The following is a 1,701-nucleotide window of genomic DNA, read 5'->3' on the forward strand; positions in this document are numbered from 1 at the left end:
GCAAGTCTTCATTTTCTCGAGCGCAGAAGTCACGCCGTTTACCTTGTCTTTTTTCCCACAAAAAGGCGATGCGTTTAACGATGGTTGGCGAGTGATCGGAAAAGAGAGTGGGCAAATTCTGTTGGTAGCGCCAGGTGAAGAAGTGGAAGAGGATGCGAATGCGCAATTTTAAGCAAACTCAACCAAACTTAAACCGTCGCCGAGTGCGAGGGATGACGTTGCTTGAAGTGTTGGTTGCACTGGCTATTTTTGCCACCGCGGCGATCAGTGTGATTCGCTCAGTGAGTCAACACATCAACACAGTCAGCTACTTAGAAGAAAAGTTGTTTGCAGTCATGGTTGTGGATAACCAAATGGCGAATGTGATGCTAGATACTGGCGCGCTGAAAGCCAAGAGTGGTACCGAAGAACTAGCAGGGCGTACATGGTATTGGAAAGTCACGCCTGTAGCCACCACGCAGCCATTGCTGAAAGCATTTGATGTAAGTGTCGCGACCGCGAAAAACGCGAGTCCAGTTGTTACGGTAAGAAGCTATGTGGCGCAGTAATCCCAATCGCGCAAATAAGCGCCGTACAGCAAAAGGTTTTACACTCATTGAAGTGCTGGTGTCGATAGCAATCTTTGCCAGTTTGAGCGTGGCGGCATACCAAGTGGTGTCGCAAGTTCAGCGCAGTAACGAGTTGTCGCAAGAGCGAACTCAGCGTTTGAATGAACTGCAACGCGCCATGGTGATGATGGATAACGACTTCCGCCAAATGGCATTGCGTCAAACGCGTACCAACGGCGAAGACCCTGCCGGGCAACTGATCTTTTGGTCGGACTATTTACTCGATTCCGACGCAAAAGGCTTGATGTTTGCGCGTGTGGGTTGGCATAACCCGCAGCAACAGTTCCCGCGTGGTGAAGTGACTAAAGTGGGCTATCGCGTTAAAGAAGAAACCCTGCAGCGTGTTTGGTGGCGTTATCCAGATACCCCAGTTGGGCAGGAAGGCATTGTCACTCCGTTGCTGACACAGGTGGAATCTTTCGACATGCGTTTTTATGACGGTAAACAGTGGAAGAAAGAGTGGGACAGCAATAAAGAGTTGCCGAAAGCTGTCTCAGTTGTCTTGAAGTTGAAGGATTACGGTGAAATAGCGCGCACGTATCTAACGCCAGATGGCAAGCTTGCGGAAAGTGAAAGAAACAAAGCATCGGAGGGCAACAACAATGGTTAATCGTCAGCGTGGTGTTGCTTTGATTATTGTACTGATGCTGTTGGCGATTATGGCGACCATTGCTGCCACCATGTCTGAACGTTTGTTTTTGCAGTTTCAGCGCGGTTCAAACCAAATCCATTACCAGCAAGCATATTGGTACAGTGTTGGTGTTGAAGCCTTGGCTGAAGTGGGTATCGAGCAGAGCTACAAAGACAGCGATACCATCAACCTCAGTCAACCTTGGGCGATTAAAGAACAAGTGTACCCATTGGACTATGGTCAAGCTGCAGGACGTATTTGGGATAAGCAAGCGTGCTTTAACCTCAATGTGTTAAGTCGAGTGCAGCCGACCGGACAACAAACCACTCGACCATATTTGGTTCAAGTGCTGCAGCGTTTGTTAGAAGAGTCGGATGTAGAGCCGTATCAAGCGGAAGTGATTGCCGATTCCACTTGGGAATACATTGATTCAGACAGCACAGTACGTTCAACCACCGGCGT

General features: G+C 48.9%; 3 protein-coding genes and 1 pseudogene. All 4 read left to right on the forward strand.

Annotated elements, in window-relative coordinates:
• Window positions 1-172 (forward strand): annotated as a pseudogene (locus tag R8N28_RS24100) (type II secretion system protein GspH); the annotation flags it as partial.
• Window positions 159-548 carry a type II secretion system minor pseudopilin GspI gene (gene gspI, locus R8N28_RS24105; RefSeq protein ID WP_318183535.1) on the forward strand — a complete coding sequence of 130 codons (390 nt, stop codon included), beginning with the start codon at window positions 159-161 and terminating at the stop codon, window positions 546-548. The pseudogene R8N28_RS24100 and the gene gspI, both read left to right, overlap by 14 nt.
• Window positions 535-1,218 carry a type II secretion system minor pseudopilin GspJ gene (gene gspJ, locus R8N28_RS24110; protein WP_020904375.1) on the forward strand — a complete coding sequence of 228 codons (684 nt, stop codon included), beginning with the start codon at window positions 535-537 and terminating at the stop codon, window positions 1,216-1,218. The genes gspI and gspJ overlap by 14 nt, the downstream gene beginning before the upstream one ends.
• On the forward strand, window positions 1,211-1,701 hold a 491-nt coding region (gspK, locus tag R8N28_RS24115; RefSeq protein ID WP_318183536.1), incomplete at its 3' end, for a type II secretion system minor pseudopilin GspK. The genes gspJ and gspK, both read left to right, overlap by 8 nt.

This window comes from Vibrio sp. Vb1554 (genome assembly GCF_033344235.1).